The following is a 13,842-nucleotide window of genomic DNA, read 5'->3' on the forward strand; positions in this document are numbered from 1 at the left end:
GTTGAAAAAAAGAGAACGAAGCCAAATTCGCCGCACTCCATATTCGTGGGGGCAGTGGCTGGGCCTGTGGGTCGACAGCCGGTATTACCTGACAGAGGAAAGCTTATGTTCGGCTTAGAGGCACTAGATCTCGCCCGAATCCAGTTCGCATTCACCGTTTCCTTCCACATCCTGTTCCCGGCCATCACCATCGGCCTGGCGAGTTACCTGGCGGTGCTCGAAGGGCTGTGGCTGAAGACGCGCAACGACACCTACCGCGACCTTTACCATTTCTGGTCGAAGATCTTTGCCGTCAACTTCGGCATGGGGGTGGTCTCCGGGCTGGTCATGGCCTATCAGTTCGGCACCAACTGGAGCCGTTTCTCGGACTTCGCCGGTTCGATTACCGGGCCGTTGCTGACCTACGAGGTGCTCACCGCCTTCTTCCTCGAAGCCGGTTTTCTTGGCGTGATGCTGTTCGGCTGGAACAAGGTCGGTCGCGGGCTGCACTTCTTTTCCACGGTGATGGTGGCGATCGGTACGCTGATCTCGACCTTCTGGATTCTCTCGTCCAACAGCTGGATGCAGACGCCCCAGGGCTATGAAATCGTCGATGGCCGGGTCATTCCGGTGGACTGGCTGGCGGTGGTGTTCAACCCGTCGTTCCCCTATCGGCTGATGCACATGGCCACCGCCGCGTTCGTCGCGACGGCGTTCTTCGTCGGCTCCTCGGCGGCCTGGCACCTGTTGCGTGGCCGTGACAATCCGGCGATCCGGACAATGCTGTCGATGGCCATGTGGATGGCGCTGATCGTCGCGCCGATCCAGGCGGTGATCGGCGACTTCCACGGCCTCAACACCCTCAAGCACCAGCCGGTGAAAATCGCCGCGATCGAGGGCCACTGGGAAAACGTCGGCGACGAGCCGACCCCGCTGATCCTGTTCGGCTGGCCGGACATGAAGGCCGAGAAGACCCGCTTCGCCCTGGAGATTCCCTACCTGGGCAGCATGATCCTGACCCACACCCTGGACAAGCAGGTGCCGGCGCTCAAGGAGTTCCCGCCCGAGGACCGGCCGAACTCGACCGTCGTGTTCTGGTCGTTCCGGGTCATGGTCGGCCTGGGTCTGCTGATGATCTTCACCGGTCTCTGGGCCTTGTGGCTGCGCAGGCGTGATCGCCTGTACGAGAACCGTGCGTTCCTCCACCTGGCCTTGTGGATGGGGCCGTCCGGCCTGATCGCGATCCTGGCCGGCTGGTTCACCACCGAAATCGGCCGCCAGCCGTGGGTGGTCTATGGCCTGTTGCGCACGGCGGATGCCTCCTCCGGGCATAGCGTCATGCAGATGAGCATCACCCTGGCGCTGTTCGTCGTGGTGTATTTCTCGCTGTTCGGTGTCGGCCTGGGCTACATGATGCGCCTGGTCCGCAAGGGGCCGAAGACCAACGAAGGCGCGGAAACCAGCCACGGTGGTCCCGGGCAGAAACGTACTCCGGCCCGTCCGCTTTCCGCTGCCGATGAAGACAGCGAAAACGGTCACGGCGACAGCCTGAACAAGGGGAACTGAATCATGGGTATCGATCTTTCGCTGATCTGGGCCGTGATCATCATCTTCGGCATCATGATGTACGTGGTCATGGATGGTTTCGACCTGGGCATCGGCATTCTCTTTCCCTTCATCAAGGACGATCGTGACCGCGATGTCATGATGAACACCGTGGCGCCGGTCTGGGACGGCAACGAAACCTGGCTGGTGCTCGGTGGCGCGGCGCTGTTCGGCGCCTTCCCGCTGGCCTATTCGGTGGTGCTGTCGGCGTTGTACCTGCCGCTGATCTTCATGCTGATCGGGCTGATCTTCCGCGGCGTGGCGTTCGAGTTCCGCTTCAAGGCCAAGGAGCACAAGCGGCATATCTGGGACAAGGCGTTCATCGGCGGTTCGATCGCCGCGACCTTCTTCCAGGGGGTGGCGCTGGGCGCCTTCATCGACGGGATCAAGGTGGTCGACCGGCAGTTCGCCGGCGGCTCGCTGGACTGGCTGACCCCGTTCACGCTGTTCTGCGGCGTGGCGCTGGTGGTGGCCTATGCCTTGCTCGGCTGCACCTGGCTGATCATGAAGACCGAAGGCAAGCTGCAGGAGCAGATGCACGACCTGGCGCGGCCGCTGGCGTTCGTCCTGCTGGCAGTGATCGGTATCGTCAGCATCTGGACGCCGCTGAGCCATGCCGAGATCGCAGCGCGCTGGTTCACCCTGCCGAACCTGTTCTGGTTCCTGCCGGTGCCGATCCTGGTGTTGGTCACGCTGTACGGGCTGATCCGGGCGGTGGCGCGCAACGCGCACTACACGCCGTTCCTGCTGACCCTGGTGCTGATCTTCCTCGGTTACAGCGGCCTCGGTATCAGCCTGTGGCCGCACATCATCCCGCCGTCGATCTCGATCTGGGATGCCGCCGCGCCGCCGCAGAGCCAGGGTTTCATGCTGGTGGGGACGCTGTTCATCATCCCGTTCATCCTGGGCTACACCTTCTGGAGCTACTACGTGTTCCGCGGCAAGGTGACCCACGAGGATGGTTATCACTAGTACCTGTCGGCGGCGCCCGCTCGGGTGCCGCCGTTTCGATGACGAGGAAGCGGATATGCGTGGCAAGCCTTCATTGCAGGAAATCGAACAGGCCGAGAAGAAACCGCTCTGGCAGCGCCTGGGCTGGCTGGCGATGATCTGGGCGGGCAGCGTGCTGGCGCTGTTCGTGGTGGCCAGCCTGATGCGCCTGTTCATGAGCGCGGCCGGGTTGACCACCCATTGAGCCCTTCGCGGGCAAGCCCGCCCCACACTGACAGTGCGCGCCATACTCCCTGTGGGAGCGGGCTGGCCCGCGAAAAACGTCCGCCGCGAGCGGGCCGGACTCCCTCTTTCGCCTACTTGCGCGCCTTGAGCACCACGAACTTGGGCGTCGCCGCCACCTGCTCGACCCCACGGAACAACCGCGCCAGCTTGCTGTGGTAGCCCAGGTGGCGGTTGCCGACGATGTACAGTGCGCCACCGACCACCAGGGCTTCCCGGGCCTGCTGGAACATCCGCCAGGCGAGGAAGTCGCCGACCACCTGCTGCTGGTGGAAGGGCGGGTTGCACAGCACCACGTCCAGTGACTGCGGTTCCTGTCCGGCCAGGCCATCGGCGGCACGCACGGTCACTTCGCGCTCGCCCAGAATCGCCTGCCAGTTTTCCCGCGCCGACTGCACCGCCATGAACGACTCATCCACCAGCGTGTAGTGGGCCTGCGGGTTCTGCAGGGCGCTGGCGATGGCCAGTACGCCGTTGCCGCAACCCAGGTCGGCGACCCGGGCGCTGCCCAGGTTCCCTGGCAGGTGCGGGAGGAAGGCGCGCGTGCCGATATCCAGGCCTTCACGGCAGAACACGTTGGCATGGTTGAGCAACTCGATCGCCGGGCGGTCGAGCCGATAGCGTGTCGGGTAGGGCGATGGCACCCGGTCGCGGGGCTCGGGTGTCGCCACCAGCAGGCGGGCCTTTTTCACCGCCAGCGAGGCCTGCACGTTGCCGACGTAGCGCTCCAGCAGATCACCGGCGGCCCGTGGCAGGTGCTTGACCATGGCGCCGGCGACCACCTGGGCGCCGGGGGCCAGTTGGCCCTGTAGGCGAATCAGTTGTTCCTCCAGCAGGGCGAGGGTCTTGGGCACGCGGATCAGCACCCGGTCGAACGGCCCGACCAGTTGCTCGCTGGCCGGTACATGGCGGACCGCGTCGAAGGTCTTGCCATTGCGCGCCAGGTTCTTTTCCAGGCCCAGCGCGGCGAGGAACGAATCACCACTGCTGGTGAGCTGTACATGGCCTTCCAGGCTGGCGGCCAGGGCGCCGAAGCTGTCGTTGAGCACCAGCACCCGGGTGCCCGGCGAGACGCCCTGTGCGGCCAGGTGGTCGAGCAGGTATTGATCGGCCGCGTCGAATGCCTGCAGGGGTTCACCCTGCTGTTCAGGCTGGCGGATCAGGTCGAGACGGGCGAACGGACTTTCTAGCAGGGGCATGGTGCACGGGCTCTGGGGGACGGTTTGCGGCTGCCATGCACGGCTGTTCGTGCCGGGCGAGGTTGGCAACGGTATGGCAGGAGGGGGATTTTACGTGGGTTTCGAGCAGATTGCCTGTTGCGTGTGGAGGTGGCAGATCCTTCTGCCGGGAGATCGGGGTGCAATCAGTAAAGCAATCCGGATTTGGCTGCACGCAGCACTGCCGATGCCTTGTTGCTCACACCCAGCTTTCTCATGATGGTGCTCATGTGGAAGCCCACGGTTCGCGTGGTCAGATTGAGAATGTTGGCTATCTCTGCGGCGGTCTTGCCTTCGGCCGTCCACTTGAGAATCTCGGTCTCCCGTGGCGACAGCGGATGGCTGTTCTGTGCCGGACGGGAACTGGCCAGTCTTTGCGCCATGAACGAGTGCAGCCAGTTGCACAGCCACAGCACATGACCTGTCTTGGAGTAGAACTCGTTGGAGGTGATGGGCTCACAGGTTCGCGACAGGCTCAGGGTGCTGACAATCCCGCGAATGTCGTGGACCGACTGCGACCAGCCGTGGTTGAGACCATGGGCCTGCATGTCACGCCAGAGCGCCGGGGCACTTCTGAAGGCTTCAGGTCCCCACAGGATGGGGAACACCGAGTTGTGGCAGTGCGTGAGCAGGGGGTCGACGGCAATGTAGTTGTTGCGCTGATAACATGCATTCCATTCTGCGGGGTAATTATTGAAGGATGAGGTGTTGGGCTGAGTGCCTCCTAATAAGCTGCTGACCCTGAATGAAACAAAAGTGAAACGTATTTGACCTGCCAGATTGAAAACCGCATTGAAGACTGCCTGTTCTTCTTTTTCACTCATGAGCTGGTGCAGTTGATTATCCTGCCAGTTCTCCATTGAGGTACCCTTCCTAGACGCGATATTCGTTGAGTCCGACGTGCTTGGGTAGTGTAGGAAAATTCTTGTTCTGGGTGTGATTTTTTTATATGGCACTGATATTTTTATCGCCTTTCAAGGGGCGGGTTTATCGCGCAGGGCATAATATCATTTGGCCTTTTGTGGGTTTTCGTGTGTCTTGCCAAGTGTGAAAATGTGTGAGGATTAGTGGGGGTATTATTAGATTATGCTTGGTATGCTCTTGTAACTTCATGTTTTTGCTAGTGGCTATATTTTTTATTTTTTTTGTATATGTTTTTTCTGAAAACTTATACCACTACAAATCACCGGTGTTTCTGTGGCCGGCTTTGCGCGAAACTGGGGGCACATTCCCGATGGAGCGCACCATGACCGTCAGTGCCGAAAAATTCACCCGGCAGACCCTGCTCGAGGTCTGCCCCCTGACTTCCAGCCTGTTCACCCTGCGAACCACACGGGATGCTGGATTCCGCTTCCGGGCCGGTCAGTTCGCCCGCCTGGGGGTGACCAAGGCCGATGGCAGCGTGGTGTGGCGGGCCTATTCGATGGTGTCGTCGCCCCATGACGATTTTCTCGAATTCTTTTCCATCGTCGTTCCGGGAGGGGAGTTCACCAGTGAGCTGAGTCGCCTGGCCGTGGGCGACTCGCTGCTGATCGAACGCCAGGCCGTGGGCTACCTGACCCTTGACCGTTTCGTCGACGGACGCGATCTCTGGCTGCTGGCCACCGGCACCGGGGTGGCCCCGTTCCTGTCGATCCTGCAGGACTTCGAGGTCTGGGAACGCTTCGAGCGGATTCTGCTGGTCTACAGCGTACGCCAGGGGGCCGAACTGGCGTACCGTGAGCTGATTGCCGGGCTGGCCGAGCGTGACTACCTGGCCGAGCATGCGCACAAGCTGCAGTTCGTGCCCATCGTCACCCGCGAGGCGCTGCCGGGGGCACTGGCAGGGCGGATCCCGCAGTTGATCGAGAATGGCGAACTGGAGCGGGCCGCCGGGGTGACCCTGGACGCGGTGCATTCGCGGGTGATGATCTGTGGCAACCCGCAGATGATCGATGACACCCGCCAGGTGCTCAAGCAACGCGACCTGCAGCTCAGCCTGAGTCGCCGCCCGGGGCAGGTCGCGGTGGAAAACTACTGGTAGAAAAACGGCGCCCTGCAGGCGCCGTTGTTTTTTTGCCGGTTGCTCAGGGCTTGTCGTTGCGGGCCTTGAGCAGGTCGCGGATCTCGCCCAGCAGTTCTTCCTGTTTGGTCGGCACCGGTGGCGCGCTCGGCGCCACGGCCTCCTCGCGCTTGAGCCGGTTGATCACCTTGACGCCCATGAAGATGGCGAAGGCGACGATGAGGAAGTCGATACAGGTCTGGATGAACTTGCCGTAGGCCAGCACCACGGCCGGTGTATTGCCCTCGGCAGCCTTGAGGGTGATCGCCAGGTTGCTGAAATCCACCCCGCCGATCAGCAGGCCGATCGGTGGCATCACCACGTCGCCGACGAAGGACGAAACGATCTTGCCGAAGGCCGCGCCGATGATGATCCCCACGGCCATGTCGACCACATTGCCCTTGACCGCGAAGGCCTTGAACTCACTGAGCACGCCCATAGTTTATTCCCTGTTGCAGATGAGTTGAGTGAACGCAGTGTAATTCAGCCGCCGGCATCTTGCGCTATGCCGGGCCCTACACCCCCCGTCTTAATCGACCCGCCGCCGGGCAATAAGTTTGCAAAGTGCCACCAGTCGCGCGAAATACGCCTTCTGGCGTGTCTTGCCCCGTGGAATTTTTCAATCGGGGTCTTCGAGCTTTTCTATTTAGAAATCGTCGGATCGGTCTCTAGCCTCTGTTGAGCGCATCTGGATGCGCACCACAACATCAAGAGGAATTCGACATGCAGATCACTCCTGTTCCGGGAGCTATTCCCACTCGGCGCATGCTGGGTATTTTGACCGCCAGCCTGCTATCCCTTTCTGTCCAGGCCGCCACGCTGACCCGTGACAACGGTGCGGCGGTGGGCGACAACCAGAACTCGCAGACCGCCGGCGCCACCGGGCCGGTGTTGCTGCAGGACGTGCAACTGATCCAGAAACTGCAGCGCTTCGACCGTGAACGTATCCCTGAGCGGGTGGTACATGCCCGCGGTACCGGCGCCCATGGCACCTTCACCGTCACCCATGACCTGAGTGACCTGACCAAGGCCAAGGTCTTCGCCGCCGGCGAGAAGACACCGGTATTCGTGCGCTTCTCCGCGGTGGTACATGGCAACCACTCCCCGGAAACCCTCCGCGACCCACGGGGTTTCGCCACCAAGTTCTACACCGCCGATGGCAACTGGGACCTGGTGGGGAACAACTTCCCGACCTTCTTCATCCGCGATGCGATCAAGTTCCCGGACATGGTCCATGCCTTCAAGCCCGACCCGCGTACCAACCTGGACGACGATTCGCGCCGTTTCGATTTTTTCTCCCACGTGCCTGAGGCCACACGCACCCTGACCGAGCTGTATTCCGATTCCGGCACACCGGCCAGCTACCGGGAGATGGACGGCAACGGCGTGCATGCCTACAAATTGATCAATGCCAAGGGCGAGGTGCACTACGTCAAGTTCCACTGGAAAAGCCTGCAGGGCATCCGCAACCTCGATCCGAAACAGGTCGTCGAGGTGCAGGGCCGCGACTACAGCCACATGACCCATGACCTGGTCAGTCACATCAACAAGGGCGACTTTCCCAAGTGGGATCTCTATGTCCAGGTGCTGACGCCACAGGAACTGGGCAAGTTCGACTTCGATCCGCTCGATGCGACCAAGATCTGGCCCGGCGTGCCGGAGCGCAAGGTCGGGCAGATGGTGCTCGATCGCAACCCGGCCAACGTGTTCCAGGAGACCGAGCAGGTGGCCATGGCCCCGGCGAACCTGGTACCGGGGATCGAGCCGTCCGAGGATCGCCTGTTGCAGGGCCGGGTGTTTTCCTATGCCGATACGCAGATGTATCGCGTTGGTCCGAATGCGCTGCAACTGCCGATCAATGCGCCACGGGTGGCGGTGAACAACGGCAATCAGGATGGCGCGATGAACAGCGGGCACAGCAGCACCGGGGTGAACTACCAGCCGAGCCGCCTGTTGCCGCGCGAGGAACCGCAGTCGGCGCGCTACAGCCAGTTGCCCCTGTCGGGCAGCACCCAGCAGGCGAAGATCCAGCGTGAGCAGAACTTCAAGCAGGCCGGGGACCTGTACCGCTCCTACAGCCAGAAGGAGAAGCAGGACCTGATCGAGAACTTCGGTGGCTCGCTGGCCGATACCGACGACGAGAGCAAGCACATCATCCTGTCGTTCCTCTACAAGGCCGATCCCGAGTACGGCACCGGCGTGACCAAGGTGGCCAAGGGCGACCTGGCACGGGTCAAGGCGCTGGCGGCGAAGCTGGTGGACTGACCTGCCGGCTTGTGGGCCGGGTCCCCTCGCGGCGCTTGCCGCGGGGGGACCCGGGACGATTGAGGTGTTATCGCGGAGTCATACGATGCGTATCCCTGTGTTGTTGTTCCTCCTGGCCTGTGCCTGCAGCGCCTCGGCCGATCAGCCGGCGGTGCCTGCCGATCCGCAAGCGCTCAAGGCGCAGATCCAGGACTACTACTTCGATGCCGCCCGCCGTGGCGACGTCCAGATGCTGCAAACTTTCATCGACGCCGGTTATCCGCTCGATACCCAGGACGCCCAGGGCTACACCGCGCTGATCCTGGCGGCCTATCACGGCCAGGGGCCGGCGGTGGAGCGCCTGCTGGCGGCCGGGGCCAATGCGTGTGTCCAGGACAAGCGCGGCAACACCGCGCTGATGGGGGCGATCTTCAAGGGGGAGGTGCGGATTGCCCGACGCCTGTTGAACAGCGACTGCAATCCCGACCAGCGCAACGCCGCCGGTCAGACGGCGGCGATGTACGCCGGGCTGTTCAAGCGCACCGCGCTGCTCGAGGCGCTGGCCGCCAAGGGGGCCGATCTTCAGGCCGAGGACCCGCTGGGCAACAGCGCGGCACGCCTGGTCGAGGGGCAAATCCGTACGCCGCCGACGCGCTGATCGGCGCTGGCTGAGCTATCATCGCGGTTTTTCCATGGGGGGAACGAGATGGCCAAGGCCAAGCGCATGTACGGCTGCACCGAGTGCGGCGCGACCTTTCCCAAATGGGCCGGCCAGTGCGGCGAGTGCGGGGCCTGGAACACCCTCACCGAAACCCTGGTGGAAAGCGGCGGCGCTGCGGCACCCAGTGGGCGTACCGGCTGGGCCGGGCAGCAGGCCCAGATCAAGACCCTGGCCGAAGTCAGCGTCGAGGAGATCCCGCGTTTCTCCACCGCCTCGGCCGAACTCGATCGCGTGCTCGGCGGCGGCCTGGTGGATGGCTCGGTGGTGCTGATCGGCGGCGACCCGGGCATCGGCAAGTCGACCATCCTGCTGCAGACCCTGTGCAATATCGCCACGCGCATGCCGGCGCTGTACGTCACCGGCGAGGAGTCGCAGCAGCAGGTGGCCATGCGCGCCCGGCGGCTGGGCCTGCCCCAGGACCAGTTGCGGGTGATGACCGAGACCTGCATCGAGAGCATCATCGCCACCGCCCGGGTGGAAAAGCCCAAGGTCATGGTGATCGACTCGATCCAGACGATTTTCACCGAACAGCTGCAATCGGCACCCGGCGGCGTGGCCCAGGTGCGCGAAAGCGCGGCGTTGCTGGTGCGTTATGCCAAGCAGAGCGGCACGGCGATCTTCCTCGTCGGTCACGTGACCAAGGAAGGCGCCCTGGCCGGGCCGCGGGTGCTGGAGCATATGGTCGACACGGTGCTGTATTTCGAGGGCGAGTCCGATGGCCGCCTGCGCCTGCTGCGGGCGGTGAAGAACCGTTTCGGCGCGGTCAACGAGCTGGGGGTGTTCGGCATGACCGACCGCGGCCTGAAGGAGGTCTCCAACCCGTCGGCGATTTTCCTCACCCGCGCCCAGGAAGAGGTGCCCGGGAGCGTGGTCATGGCCACCTGGGAAGGCACCCGGCCGATGCTGGTGGAGGTGCAGGCGCTGGTCGACGACAGCCACATGGCCAACCCGCGGCGGGTGACCCTGGGCCTGGATCAGAACCGCCTGGCGATGCTGCTGGCGGTCCTGCATCGACATGGTGGCATTCCCACCCATGACCAGGACGTGTTTCTCAACGTGGTCGGTGGCGTGAAAGTGCTGGAGACCGCGTCCGACCTGGCCTTGATGGCGGCGGTGATGTCCAGCCTGCGCAACCGGCCCTTGCCCCACGACCTGCTGGTGTTCGGCGAGGTCGGCCTGTCGGGTGAGGTGCGCCCGGTGCCCAGTGGCCAGGAGCGCCTGAAGGAAGCGGCCAAGCATGGCTTCAAGCGCGCCATCGTGCCCAAGGGCAACGCGCCGAAGGAGTCGCCACAGGGCCTGAAAATCATTGCGGTCACGCGCCTGGAGCAGGCGCTGGACGCGTTGTTCGAATAACCGGATAAGGAGTCATCGGGATGCGGATTGTCGGTACGGCAATGTGTTTGGCAGGTTGCATGCTGTGGGCCGGTTTGGCCGGTGCGGCCACGGTGCCGCCAGGTTATCGCCTGGCCCAGCAGATGCCCACGGGCGATGGCGGTGAGCTGGAGTTGCTGGAGGATGTGCGGATCACTTCGGATCTGCATCAGTCGCTCTGGGGCAATGGCAGTGCGTTTGACGAGGATGCCTTTGACGACGAGGCGCTGGCGAAGGATGTCGCCAGCCGGCCGATCGTCGAGGCCCGCCTGCGGCTGCTGTCGGCTTCCGGCGACGAGGTCGGGAGCGTGGGGCTGGCCTATCCGCTGGCGACCCTGGAAAAGGCCGCGATGGAGGGTATGCCGAGCCCGGCATTTTTCCTCACGGTCGACCAGACCGCACCGATGGGCAGCTACAGCGGCCCGGCGACCCAGGTGCTGATGCCGGCCCGGCGCAAGCTGCAGCCGATGCAGTATCAGGCGGCCGATGGCACACTCAAACCACTGTTCCTCGCCCAGACCGGCAAGGCGGCCTGGCAGGCCGACGACGCGCAGCCGGAGATTTTCCAGGTGTCGTCGTCGATGGCCGATGATGACAGTGACGATTTCGTGACCACCTACCGGACCTATCGCCTCAAGGGTGACGTCTGGCAGGTGTCGTCGCGGGAAGAGAAGGGCTACTGGGAGTCCGAAGGCGACTTCCCCCAGCGTTCGGTCTTTCCCTGACCGCATGATCCCGGGCGCCGCCGATCGCGGTGGCACCCGGGTGATCAACTCTCGAACAGGGCGTCCAGCTCCCGTTCCAGTTCCTCTTCGTCACCCAGGTTCAGTTCGACCAGGCGGCGCAGGTGCTGGATCGATTCCAGGCCGATGTGCAGGCATTTGAAGCCCAGATGGTGATGGTCCACGTGGACCAGCTCGGCATCCATTTTCACATGGGCGTTTTTCGCCAGGCGGATATCCACCAGGAAGATGCCCGCTGCGTCGTCGGGCCACTTGTCCGGCTGGTGGGCCAGCAGTCCCTTCAGGGAAAGGTCTACCAGTTGCGCCGACCAGACCGTATCTCCCTGGCTCAGGGTGGTGATGGCATCGAACGCGATACGCTTGAAACGGCGACGATTGATCGGATGGTCACTCATGTTCAGGTTCCTGTGCGGACTCTGCTGACTATAGACCCCATGCCGGGCCAGGCAAGCGGCCAGGCGTGAGAAGGGCTGCTCATCCGTCGGCGCGATGTCCCGGAAATTGTCCCGGCGGCAAGAAAAGACCGCCCTATACCAACGTCGGGTATGGTCACGGGGCGCTTTGGCGCTAAACTCAAGGTGGCTGTCTTTCTGTCCATCTGGCTGGAATCTCAAAATGAAAAATAATAATAGCCCGCTACGCCACCTTCCCTGGCTGGTGCTGGCGATCTTAGGAGCGTGCGCCCTGGGCGTAGTGGCCTTGCGCCGCGGCGAGGCGATCAACGCCTTGTGGATCGTGGTCGCCGCCGTGGCGATCTATCTGGTTGCCTACCGTTACTACAGTCTGTTCATCGCCAACAGCGTCATGCAGCTCGATGCCAATCGAGCGACGCCGGCCGTGCTGAACAACGACGGTCTGGACTATGTGCCAACCAACAAACACATTCTTTTCGGTCACCACTTCGCGGCGATTGCCGGTGCAGGCCCGCTGGTCGGCCCGGTGCTGGCCGCGCAGATGGGCTACCTGCCCGGCACGCTCTGGCTGATCGCCGGGGTGGTGCTGGCCGGCGCGGTCCAGGATTTCATGGTGCTATTCCTGTCCACCCGTCGCAACGGTCGCTCCCTGGGCGACATGGTGCGCGAGGAAATGGGCCGGATTCCGGGGACCATCGCCCTGTTCGGCTGCTTCCTGATCATGATCATCATCCTCGCGGTGCTGGCGCTGATCGTGGTCAAGGCCCTGGCCGAGAGCCCATGGGGCATTTTCACGGTGATGGCGACCATCCCGATCGCGATGTTCATGGGCGTCTACATGCGCTACATCCGTCCGGGCCGCATCGGTGAGATCTCGATCATCGGCGTCCTGCTGCTGCTCGGCTCGATCTGGCTGGGCGGGCAGATCGCCGCCGATCCGGTCTGGGCCAAGGCCTTCACCTTCACCGGCGTGCAGATCACCTGGATGCTGATCGGCTACGGTTTCGTCGCCGCGGTGCTGCCGGTGTGGCTGATCCTGGCACCCCGGGACTACCTGTCGACCTTCCTCAAGATCGGCACCATCATCGCCCTGGCGATCGGTATCCTGATCACCATGCCGATGCTGAAGATGCCGGCGCTGACCCAGTTCGTCGACGGTACCGGGCCGGTCTGGAAAGGCGGGCTGTTCCCGTTCCTGTTCATCACCATCGCCTGTGGCGCGGTGTCCGGCTTCCACGCGCTGATCTCCTCCGGGACCACGCCGAAGCTGCTGGATAACGAAACCAACGCCCGCTACATCGGCTACGGCGGCATGCTGATGGAGTCCTTCGTGGCGATCATGGCGATGGTTGCCGCCTCGGTGATCGATCCGGGCGTGTACTTCGCCATGAACAGCCCGGCTGCGGTGGTCGGTGCGGATGCGGTGGCCGTGGCGCAGACCGTCAGCAGCTGGGGCTTTACGATTACCCCGGATGCGTTGCAGGCGGTGGCCCGTGACATCGGCGAAACCACCATCCTGGCCCGTGCCGGTGGTGCGCCGACCCTGGCGGTCGGTATCGCGCAGATTCTGCATCACGTCCTGCCGGGCGAGAACACCATGGCGTTCTGGTACCACTTCGCGATCCTGTTCGAAGCGCTGTTCATCCTGACGGCGGTCGATGCCGGTACCCGTGCCGGGCGCTTCATGCTGCAGGACCTGCTGGGCTCCTTCGTGCCATCGCTCAAGCGTACCGAGTCCTGGACCGCCAACCTGATCGCCACCGCCGGTTGCGTGGCACTCTGGGGCTACCTGCTGTACCAGGGCGTGGTCGATCCGCTGGGTGGCATCAACACCCTGTGGCCGCTGTTCGGTATCTCCAACCAGATGCTGGCGGGTATCGCGCTGATGCTCGGCACCGTCGTACTGATCAAGATGAAGCGCCAGCGCTACATCTGGGTGACCCTGCTGCCGGCGCTCTGGCTGCTGGTCTGCACCACCACCGCGGGCTTCATCAAGCTGTTCGACGCCAACCCGGCGATTGGCTTCCTCGCCCTGGCGAAGAAGTACAGCACCGCGCTGGAAGCCGGGCAGGTACTGGCCCCGGCCAAGGACATCAACCAGATGCAGCACGTGATCTTCAACGCGTACACCAACGCGACGCTGACGGCGCTGTTCCTGTTCGTGGTCTTCAGCATCCTGTTCTATGCCTTCAGGGTCGGTGTCGCGGCGTTGGGCAACAAGGAGCGTACGGACAAGGAAACACCGTTCCAGGCCGTGCCTGGGGCATGATGGGAG

Annotated in this window: 13 protein-coding genes; 9 read left to right on the forward strand and 4 right to left on the reverse strand. The window is 63.2% G+C overall.

Annotated elements, in window-relative coordinates:
• Positions 1–105: 105 nt before the first annotated feature.
• Genes PF66_RS21310 through PF66_RS32195 form a run of 3 tightly spaced genes read left to right on the forward strand, consistent with a single transcriptional unit; the run spans position 106 to position 2,779 of the window.
• Positions 106–1,545 (forward strand): cytochrome ubiquinol oxidase subunit I, encoded by a 1,440-nt coding sequence (locus PF66_RS21310; RefSeq protein ID WP_054063762.1) that lies wholly within the window; start codon positions 106–108, stop codon positions 1,543–1,545.
• Positions 1,546–1,548: 3 nt separating this feature from the next.
• Positions 1,549–2,556 carry a cytochrome d ubiquinol oxidase subunit II gene (gene cydB, locus PF66_RS21315; RefSeq protein WP_054059075.1) on the forward strand — a complete coding sequence of 336 codons (1,008 nt, stop codon included), beginning with the start codon at positions 1,549–1,551 and terminating at the stop codon, positions 2,554–2,556.
• 55 nt (positions 2,557–2,611) lie between these two features.
• Positions 2,612–2,779: a DUF2474 domain-containing protein gene (locus PF66_RS32195; RefSeq protein WP_081005994.1), complete on the forward strand. Its 168-nt coding sequence runs from the start codon at positions 2,612–2,614 to the stop codon at positions 2,777–2,779.
• A 112-nt stretch (positions 2,780–2,891) separates the two neighbouring features.
• Here the strand turns inward: PF66_RS32195 and PF66_RS21320 are convergent, their stop codons facing one another.
• On the reverse strand, positions 2,892–4,016 hold the full coding sequence (locus PF66_RS21320) for a methyltransferase (protein WP_054063763.1): 1,125 nt from the start codon (positions 4,014–4,016) through the stop codon (positions 2,892–2,894).
• A gap of 164 nt (positions 4,017–4,180) precedes the next feature.
• The gene (locus PF66_RS32200; RefSeq protein ID WP_239688000.1) at positions 4,181–4,894 is read right to left on the reverse strand and encodes an autoinducer binding domain-containing protein; all 714 of its coding nucleotides are present in this window, start codon (positions 4,892–4,894) and stop codon (positions 4,181–4,183) included.
• Positions 4,895–5,280: 386 nt separating this feature from the next.
• Between PF66_RS32200 and PF66_RS21330 the strand changes: the two genes are divergently transcribed.
• Positions 5,281–6,057, forward strand: a complete 777-nt coding sequence (locus PF66_RS21330; protein ID WP_054059072.1) for a ferredoxin--NADP reductase — start codon at positions 5,281–5,283, stop codon at positions 6,055–6,057.
• Between the two features lie 43 nt (positions 6,058–6,100).
• Here the strand turns inward: PF66_RS21330 and mscL are convergent, their stop codons facing one another.
• Positions 6,101–6,514 carry a large-conductance mechanosensitive channel protein MscL gene (gene mscL / locus PF66_RS21335; RefSeq protein ID WP_054059071.1) on the reverse strand — a complete coding sequence of 138 codons (414 nt, stop codon included), beginning with the start codon at positions 6,512–6,514 and terminating at the stop codon, positions 6,101–6,103.
• Between the two features lie 326 nt (positions 6,515–6,840).
• On the opposite strand from mscL, the gene katB reads away from it, so the two are divergent.
• The 4 genes from katB to PF66_RS21355 all read left to right on the forward strand — a co-directional run bounded on the left by katB (position 6,841) and on the right by PF66_RS21355 (position 11,136).
• Positions 6,841–8,340 carry a catalase gene (gene katB, locus PF66_RS21340; RefSeq protein ID WP_204375736.1) on the forward strand — a complete coding sequence of 500 codons (1,500 nt, stop codon included), beginning with the start codon at positions 6,841–6,843 and terminating at the stop codon, positions 8,338–8,340.
• Between the two features lie 85 nt (positions 8,341–8,425).
• Positions 8,426–8,977, forward strand: coding sequence for an ankyrin repeat domain-containing protein (locus PF66_RS21345; protein WP_054059069.1), 552 nt, complete (start codon positions 8,426–8,428; stop codon positions 8,975–8,977).
• A gap of 48 nt (positions 8,978–9,025) precedes the next feature.
• Positions 9,026–10,393 carry a DNA repair protein RadA gene (radA, locus tag PF66_RS21350; RefSeq protein WP_054063764.1) on the forward strand — a complete coding sequence of 456 codons (1,368 nt, stop codon included), beginning with the start codon at positions 9,026–9,028 and terminating at the stop codon, positions 10,391–10,393.
• A gap of 20 nt (positions 10,394–10,413) precedes the next feature.
• On the forward strand, positions 10,414–11,136 hold the full coding sequence (locus PF66_RS21355; protein ID WP_054059067.1) for a hypothetical protein: 723 nt from the start codon (positions 10,414–10,416) through the stop codon (positions 11,134–11,136).
• 44 nt (positions 11,137–11,180) lie between these two features.
• Here PF66_RS21355 and PF66_RS21360 read toward each other — a convergent pair whose 3' ends face one another.
• Positions 11,181–11,549, reverse strand: a complete 369-nt coding sequence (locus tag PF66_RS21360; RefSeq protein WP_054059066.1) for a PilZ domain-containing protein — start codon at positions 11,547–11,549, stop codon at positions 11,181–11,183.
• A 220-nt stretch (positions 11,550–11,769) separates the two neighbouring features.
• Between PF66_RS21360 and PF66_RS21365 the strand changes: the two genes are divergently transcribed.
• Positions 11,770–13,836 carry a carbon starvation CstA family protein gene (locus tag PF66_RS21365; RefSeq protein ID WP_054059065.1) on the forward strand — a complete coding sequence of 689 codons (2,067 nt, stop codon included), beginning with the start codon at positions 11,770–11,772 and terminating at the stop codon, positions 13,834–13,836.
• Positions 13,837–13,842 lie beyond the last annotated feature (6 nt).

Source organism: Pseudomonas asplenii (assembly GCF_001293465.1).
Lineage (GTDB): Bacteria > Pseudomonadota > Gammaproteobacteria > Pseudomonadales > Pseudomonadaceae > Aquipseudomonas > Aquipseudomonas fuscovaginae_B.